This is a genomic window from Clostridium sp. C8-1-8, from assembly GCF_009928445.1.
Lineage (GTDB): Bacteria > Bacillota > Clostridia > Clostridiales > Clostridiaceae > Clostridium_AR.
The window spans coordinates 24,036-32,503 of the sequence record NZ_JAABNO010000043.1 but is presented as its reverse complement, the minus strand read 5'-3'; the positions used below and the strand labels follow the sequence as shown (position 1 = coordinate 32,503).

Genomic DNA, 8,468 nt, shown 5'->3' with positions numbered 1-8,468 from the left:
AGCCATGGAATATGACAAAATCATATTAATTCTTTGCGCAAGCTCATCTAAGCATTGGATGACTGACCACTTAATTTCAACACTGTATTTTAACAGAGCCTACTTTTTAAATTTCTTTTTCTTAAGAAGTTCTGAGGTATTCAACATATTTGAATTCTCCTCCTTTGCTTCCTGCCTTTGACCTTTTACTTCTTCTTTTTTATTCTTGTCAGCTGAAGTCTCAAAGTTCTCGAACTCACTTTTGTAATTTTCCTTGATATCCTCTTTCTTAATTTCAATTGTATCCACTATATTATCGCCATTATCTTTACCTTGTAATTTACTTTTCTTAACTTTACTTTGTGATACTTTTTTCTTTTTATCATTTTCTCCTTTATATTTTTCTAAAGATTTGACTAATGCTTCCTTTAAAAGCTTAATCCTACTCAACTTTAGATTTAGACGTCTAAATGCTATATCCAGCATTAGTATTATTAATGCTAGCGCCAATAAAAGAGCACTTAAATCTCGTTGGCCCTTCTTTCTTAAGATATCATTAGCAAATACATCTTTCGGAGACTTTATAAACCTTCCTCCGTTTTCAGATATTAGCTTATCTATCTTGTCTGTACTCTCTTTTATCTTATATTCAGGAGAATACTGCCTTGCATACCCAGAATTTACAGAGCTTATAGTTTCTCCGCTCTTACTCTGCTTCCCACTTATCATGTACACACCATCTTCTTTTGTTTGAAAATTGCCAGTATACTCACCTGGTGCTGTTGGATATAGCTTTATATCCTTACTTTCTCCATCTGGCCCAACTACCGTTGCAGTTGAATCCACTTCCCCTTGATTTTTCTTATCCTTAAGTACCACTTTTGTACTATTTCCGTCATTAGTTACTTCCATAGACAAATCTTCATTGTTATAGTTCTCGATAGTAAAATTTATTATGTTTTGCCATAGTTTTATGTCTTTAGACCATCCTATATAGTTAGCACTCCACTTACCAGAAATATCTGAATTCCATGCAACAGCCTTTCCAAGTCCATACTGCCAAGCTGTAAGTATTGGGTCATCTTCATCGCTTTTTAATATCATTCTTGCTGTCTCTTTCTGAGAAGCTCCCACATAGCCTAGTAGTGATGGAAGACCTCCATCAGCTACCCCACTTATTATACTGTGGTCTGTATTTACCTTAGGTGTAAACTCTTTATTATTTAGATACATCCTAGCAGCCATGAAGGTTTCTTTAGAGAATATTCTAGGTATATTGGTGTACTCGTCAGTAACATAAGCTCTTCCACCACAAGTATCTGCTATTGACTTAAGTAAGTTTTTATCCGCATCCTTACCTACTGCTACTGTAGAAACTGTTATGTTATCTTTGTTTATACTACCTAATAAACTATCATATCCACTGTTCTCGGCTTGCCCATCTGTAAGCAGTATAATATGCTTTATTTTAGCATCACTAGCCTTTAATGAATTATATCCCGCCTCAAGTGCTGGGATTATACTAGTTCCCCCGCCGGCTCTTATGCTTCCAATATCATCCTCTGTTTTCTTTGGATCACTTATAATACTACGTTTTACAGCCCAACTATACTGATCATCAAAGGCTAAAACACCTATCTCATCTTTTCCAGTTCTCAGAGAATCCAAACTTCTTATAGCAGCTTCCTTTGCCATATCTATCTTGCTTACTCCTGCTACACCTTCAGTCATACTTCCTGACTTATCTATTATAAGCATAATGGACATCTTAGGTATTTCTTTCTTCCCTCTCATATCCATATATACTGGTAAGACTTTCTCTAAAGAAGTTTTAGCGTACCCCCCTAGAGCAAAGGAGTTATCTCCACCTGTAGCAACAAATCCACCACCAAAATCTTTTACATAACTATCTAATGAGTTCATAAAGCCTTCGTTTAAATCATCTGCTGATACATTGCAAGTAATTATACTTTTATATGTAGTCATCTCTTGAAGACTTCTAGGGGCCCCCTTAGCACTAACCACAGTGTAGTCTAAGGATGAGGCTTGTAGCATCTTTGTAAGCTCACTGCCCTCATTCTCTCCGCCCTCTATAATAAGAATCTTAGGTTTTGAAGTAACCATAGTAAAAGCGGATGCTTCATTATTTTTTAGCTCCTTATCCTTGTCAGCTTCAACAGTTACTTTATAACCTTTAAATCCCCCGCTAGTAGCTTTATCCTTAAACACATACTTATTGGTGCCCTTTGTAAGATGAACCTTTTGCTCTCCAACCTTTTCTCTACCATTGAAAAGAGACAACTTTGCATCCGTATCTGCGGTACTTTGTATACTAACTGTAACGTTAAACTCTTCATCAAGCACTAACTTTTCTGGAACAGATAGGCTTTGTACAGCTACCTCTTCTGAACTATCCTGTTGTTTCTTATAGTATTGAAAATCAATGCCTTGCTGCTTTAAAGAGGGCATTATCTTGCTTAAGTTACCCTCATTTTCATCTCCATCAGAAAGCAGCACTATTCTCTTATTAGAGTTATCAGGAAAAAGAGAGATTGCAGAGGTCACCGCTCCTTCTATATTGGTGTAATTACCATCAACTTTTCCATCAAGCTTAGAGAAGGTTGAATCCTTGGATATAAAGTTCTCTACTTGAGTATTGCCACCAAAAGAAAGCACCCCAACCTGGTCCTTTCCACCTTTTTCTTTTATTGCATCTTTTACAAAATTCTCAAAATCACTTCTGTTTGAAGCTACTGAATCTGAATTATCAATTAAAAATATAGTAGTATTAGTATTAAGTTTCCAATAGAAACTAGTACCGCTCATAGAAAGCATTATTAACACTACAACAATACACCTTAAGATTACCGCCCTTTTCTTCTTTGACTTGTTTAACCTTACTGCATATCTAGATAAGAATATTATTATGCCTATAATAACTGGAATAATAATTAGAAGATATGGCCTTACAAAATTAAATCCCATGATCAACCTCCTCACTCTCTGTAGCTATATTATTTACCATGAATTCTTACGTAAGCGTACCATTCAATCAATAAAATAATTACAGCTAAAGCTAGTAAAATGTTTGACAAACTCATTCCACTTTTAGAAACTTCACTACTACCTTTCCCAACACTCTTTGAAGCAACTTTCTTAAAAGTATCACTTTCTGAGGTTGGAAAGTTCACTGCAATTAACTTAGTTTGTTCATTCTTACCTATCTTCTGATGGACTTCATAGACACCTGGATTGTATGCACCGTCAAAAGGCTTTAAGGGATATTTTGTGCCAAGCTCAACCTTTTCATTATCCGGTGTACTTATCCATATCTTCTCAGCTTCAGGTTGAGGTACTATCTCTATACTATCTCCAGTGTAATACTGAGTCCCTGATACCGTATCTCTATCTAATAAGTAAGACATAAGATTGTTTATAAATATAGGAAACTCAGGTGTCAAAGGCATATCACTATTGTGAAGATCGAAAGCTATTGTACTTATTTTTTGTCCTTTAATTTCCCCGCAAAAGGCAACATTGCTTCCAGCAGCTTTCATAATAACTGATCCCCAAGAAGGAACATCTATATTTTTAACCTTAGATATTACAAAACTACTCTTATCCATATACTTAGTCACCACATGAGATAAGATTTCTGCCTTTCCACCATCTTTCTCAGCAGAAAGATTAAAATACTCATTACTGCGATCAGGGTTAACAATAAGTATATTTCCCTTCTTTGGCAGTGTACTTGGAAGCTTACCATCGAATATATACAAATCGTAATCTCCTTCTATTGCTTCACCTGGATTTGTCTTGAATAATTCCACATCCTTTATTGTAGAAAGCGCCTTCTCTAAAAATACATTTTGATTTGAAGATAAAAGCACCTTTGCTCCATTCTTTTGCTTTACTATAGAGTAGATATCATTATCCGCGTCAAGCCCATCCTTCTGTGACAATTCACATTTCAAAAATCTATCCTTTGTTTGAACCTTGTCAAAGTATACTGTCTTGGTTTCACCAGCTTTTATATCTACATTTTTTATATCTAAAAGCTTCTCTTCTCCATATAGAAGAAGCTCAGAAGTAGTATCCTTCCCATGATTGGTAACCCTGACCATCACATTTAAATAATCCTTATCTTTAGCCTGAGACATATAATCTAAGCTTACATTTTCTCTAGGTATAGAAAGACTAACAACCTCACCATTTAAGTCCTTTAAATTAACATCTGAATCGGTGTAATAAACAACCTTATAACTGTCGTAACTATTACTTATAGATTTTACAAGAGAATATGTGTCATTTATATCACCAGCACTATTGCTCTGCTTTATATTCTTTATCTTGTTTATTACTTCTTTCTTATCAGTAGAGCTGCTTATCTCTACCTTATTGCTTTTACCTGAGGAAATTAAGGTAATTCTACTATCAGGCGATAGCGACTTAACCATATCCTCTGCCTTCTTCTCTGCCTCTTCTAATCTACTATTCTTATCTCCTAAAGCATTCATGCTTCCACTGTTGTCCATGACAATAATAACATTTTCGAAATTCTTATTTCCTAGTTTTATAAAGGGGCTAGCTAAGGCAAAAATACATAGTAGTAGTATTAGAAGCTGTAAAAAAAACAATAAATTATTTCTAAATTTCTCGAAAGGCGTAGAAGCCTCTGTCTCTGCTAAAACCTGTTGCCATAAAAAAAGGCTAGGAATCTCCTTTTCCTCATACTTCTGCTTTAATATATACATAAGAATTAATAGAGGTATAAGAAGAAGGAACCATAAAGACATTGGTGAATAAAGCTTCATATGATTCCCTCCTTGCTTAGTTTTTCAAATATAACCTTTTGAAGTTCTTCCTCAGAGGATACTTGAACAAAACTTCCCCCATATCTTTTTAGCTGCTCCTTCATGCCATTAGTTAGCGCTTTAAGCTTAATTTCATAGGCTTTCATCATCTTAGGAGTAATAGTTATGTTTATTTCTTCCTTTGTCTCACTATCAATAAGCCTAACTTGTCCATCTATTTCGGGGCTTATTTCATCCTTATTAAGTACTTGAATAAATACTATTTGCTGTTTGTTAAAGGCAAGATATTTTATCAACCCTTCTATAGAACCTTCAGTAAAAAAGTCAGATATTACAATTGCTACAGCCCTTGACTTTAATTGTTTCTTTTTTATGCTATCCCAAAGATTAGTACTTCCATTAAAATTAGCATTTTCTATAAAACTTAAGGCTTGCTGAAAGGTACCTTTACCCATGAAGGATGAAGACGGTGTTATTCCCTTGCTCGTCATAGTGTTTATGCATACTCTATCAAGGTTATTCAATGCCAGGTAGGTAAATACCGCAGATAGCCTTTGGGCCATTTTTGCTTTATCTCCTTCTCCAACAGCCATTGACTTACTACAATCTAAAAATATATTAATATAGGCTTCTCGCTCTTCCATAAATAACTTTAAAAATAGTTTTTCAAACCTTCCATAAGCATTCCAATCTATTCTTCTAAAGTCATCTCCTGGTGTGTATTCCCTAAAGTCAGAAAACTCAACAGAGCTTCCCTTTGCCTTTGACCTTCGTCCACCAGCAGCCCCGTTATTTATAGTCATTCTAGCCTTTAAAGATATGTTTTCAAGATTCTTAAAGAACTCTCCATCAAACACCTTATTACTCATGTAAACACATCCTTAATCTAATTGACTTTCTAATATTTGTGAAATAATATCTTCTGCTGTTACTCCGTCTGCAACTGCATCAAAATTCATAAAGAAACGATGTCTTAAGGCTGGATATGCTACGTACTTTATATCCTCGAAGGATACATTAAATCTTCCCTCCATAACAGCTTTCACTCTAGAGGTTGATATTATAGCCTGTGCAGCTCTAGGACTAGCTCCATACCTTATATACTTTTTCGATATTTCTGGTGCTGCTTCATAGTCAGGGTGAGTTGCAAGAATAATCTTAAGAGCATATTCTTCAACGGCTTTAGAAATGGGTATTTCCTTTAAAAGCTTCCTTATCTCTAATATTTCTGCACCATCCATAACCTTACTTAATTCTTTAGCCTCATTGTTTATTGTTACACCTATTATGCTCTTAAGCTCTTCAAGATTTGGAAAAGGTACATTAAGCTTAAAAAGAAATCTATCTAACTGTGCTTCAGGAAGTGGATAGGTACCTTCATTTTCTATTGGATTTTGAGTAGCTAGAACCATGAAAGGCTCTGAAAGATTGTAGGTTGAACTTCCAACCGTAACTGTATGCTCCTGCATTGCTTCAAGAAGCGCAGACTGGGTCTTAGGTGTTGCTCTATTTATTTCATCTGCTAAAACTAAGTTTGAGAATATAGGACCCTTTTGAAATTGAAAAGCACTTTGCCCTTTATCATCTTTTATTATGATATTAGTTCCTACTACATCTGCAGGCATAAGATCTGGTGTAAACTGTATTCTTGAAAATGGTAACTCTAGTACTCTTGATAAAGTCTTTACAAGCTGAGTCTTTCCAAGTCCCGGAGATCCTTCTAGAAGTACATTACCACCAGTAAATATTGCTATAAGCACTTGCCTTACTATATCTTTTTGACCTATTATAGCCTTTCCTATTTCATTTTCTACTTCTTCAATCTTAGTGACTATACTTCTAACACTTTCCTCATTTATACTCATATTCTTCTCCTCACTATTTTCAAATCTTTTCCAATATATATAATTATCAATTGCAAAACTAATATTTTATAAAGACCTATGATAACACACTATATAGATGTATCACTTCATACTAAAGTTTATATTATTAAATTATCCTCTCACAAACCAGAGGATAATTTAATAATAGCTTTCGGATTGAAAGGATACATATTTACATATACGACCTACTGCTGTAAAGAAGAAAAGTATCCTTTTATAATTTCAGTCATCCCATCTGGGATCTGATAGTTCTCCATATTGTCCATAGCTTCTTTACTATATTCTCCTACTACTTGATCATAAGGTTTTAACTCTCCTACGGTTGCATTAGCCTTGTCTGTGATTTCACTTTCGCTACTTCCGCTGTTTCCACTCTTTCCATTAAGAGATGAAGTCTTACCTTCTCCCCCAAGTCTACTTGGTGTAAACACTTTTTCATATTCTTTCTCCTTAGAACTTCCTGGTTGCTTATTTCCTATACCACTTCCATTAGAGTATGGGCTAACCGTATTTGAACCATTTGAGGTTCCACTGCCTGCGTTGCTTCCACCAGAACCAGAACCTGATACATTTCCCTGACCTGCTCCAGAACCCGAGCCTTGACCATTTCCTTGACCTGCTCCTTGACCATTACCGTTACCTGATCCATTGGTTTGAGCCTGAGCATTTTGATCATTTGCCTCAGCTAACTGCTGTTCTTGATCTAATTGTTTTTGTAAGGAAGCTAAGGCTTGATTCTTATTTTTCTGTCCATTAGCTTTGCTTAATGAACCCTTAACAGAGTCAATAGATTTATTTATAGATGCCTCATCTCCTGATGATAGTGCATCAGAAAGTTCATCTAAACTGCTCTTCATATCTCCACTACTCATAGAAGAAGAAGTGCTTGATAGGCTATTCTTCAAAGCTTCTTTTTGCTTACTATCCATAGTTTTAGCATCTTTTTTTAATTTATCTAGTTCACTATCCAGCTTTTTTGAGTCATTTTCTTTAATAGCTTCGGCCAATTTTTTAGTAGCCTCATTTTGCTTTAAACCTTCAGCCATCTTTTCTAAATCCTTGTCCAATTGCTTATTTTTATCCATATCCAGCTTCTTAGACAGCTTTTCTTTAGCCTTATCTATTTCCTTATTAGTTTTAGCTAAAGCTAAGTCCTTTTTAAGTTCATTAACCTTAGCCACAAGCTCTTTTTTCTCTTGCTCCGTAAGCTTTTTATTTTCGTTTATCTCCTTTTTAGCTTGCTCAACCTTTTTCACTTCTTCCTTCTTCTCTACATTTAATGCATGAAGTCTGTTTGCTTCGTCCATAAGCGTATCTGGAATCAAGAAGGTTGAAGATAATACTATAACAACAGCCAGTAATATGAGAGAAAGCTTCTTAGATGGAATAAGCCTTACGTGATTTTTATAATCAAGCTTACTGAACTTATCTAAAGCATCCTCTGCTTGAATGTTTTTATATACATTATCCTGTTCCATTAACTCCATAGCAGTAGATACTCTTTCCTCCAAACCAAAGGAATCAACTATCTTACTTACTTCTGACAGCTTAGGAGACATTATTATAGTTGCAGCTAAAGCTATGATAAAACCTATAATATATAGCCAAGGAAACCATATAAAGTACACCCCGTATATAGGAGTAAATCTCGATATTAGGGCTACAGCAATACTAAGCACCGTTGATACAATAAGTCCAATGCCTATGTTTCTAAAAAAACTCTTTATAAAAATTCTTGCCTTTACCTTTTTTAACCTAGCTATAAGCTCTTTATATGGACTTTCCAATG

The 8,468-nt window shown here is 35.0% G+C and carries 5 protein-coding genes; all 5 read right to left on the bottom strand.

Annotated elements, in window-relative coordinates:
* Positions 1-99: 99 nt before the first annotated feature.
* The 5 genes from GXK57_RS24760 to GXK57_RS24740 all read right to left on the bottom strand — a co-directional run bounded on the left by GXK57_RS24760 (position 100) and on the right by GXK57_RS24740 (position 8,466).
* Entirely contained in the window at positions 100-2,964 is a 2,865-nt protein-coding gene (locus GXK57_RS24760) for a VWA domain-containing protein (RefSeq protein ID WP_160680692.1), read from the bottom strand.
* A gap of 29 nt (positions 2,965-2,993) precedes the next feature.
* The gene (locus GXK57_RS24755; RefSeq protein WP_160680691.1) at positions 2,994-4,793 is read right to left on the bottom strand and encodes a VWA domain-containing protein; all 1,800 of its coding nucleotides are present in this window, start codon (positions 4,791-4,793) and stop codon (positions 2,994-2,996) included.
* On the bottom strand, positions 4,790-5,662 hold the full coding sequence (locus GXK57_RS24750; protein ID WP_160680690.1) for a DUF58 domain-containing protein: 873 nt from the start codon (positions 5,660-5,662) through the stop codon (positions 4,790-4,792). Before GXK57_RS24750 ends, GXK57_RS24755 begins: the two co-directional genes overlap by 4 nt.
* Before the next feature lie 12 nt (positions 5,663-5,674).
* A complete protein-coding gene (locus GXK57_RS24745) occupies positions 5,675-6,658 on the bottom strand; it encodes a MoxR family ATPase (RefSeq protein WP_160680689.1) in 984 nt (327 codons plus the stop codon).
* A gap of 206 nt (positions 6,659-6,864) precedes the next feature.
* Entirely contained in the window at positions 6,865-8,466 is a 1,602-nt protein-coding gene (locus GXK57_RS24740; protein ID WP_160680688.1) for a hypothetical protein, read from the bottom strand.
* Between the last annotated feature and the right edge of the window lie 2 nt (positions 8,467-8,468).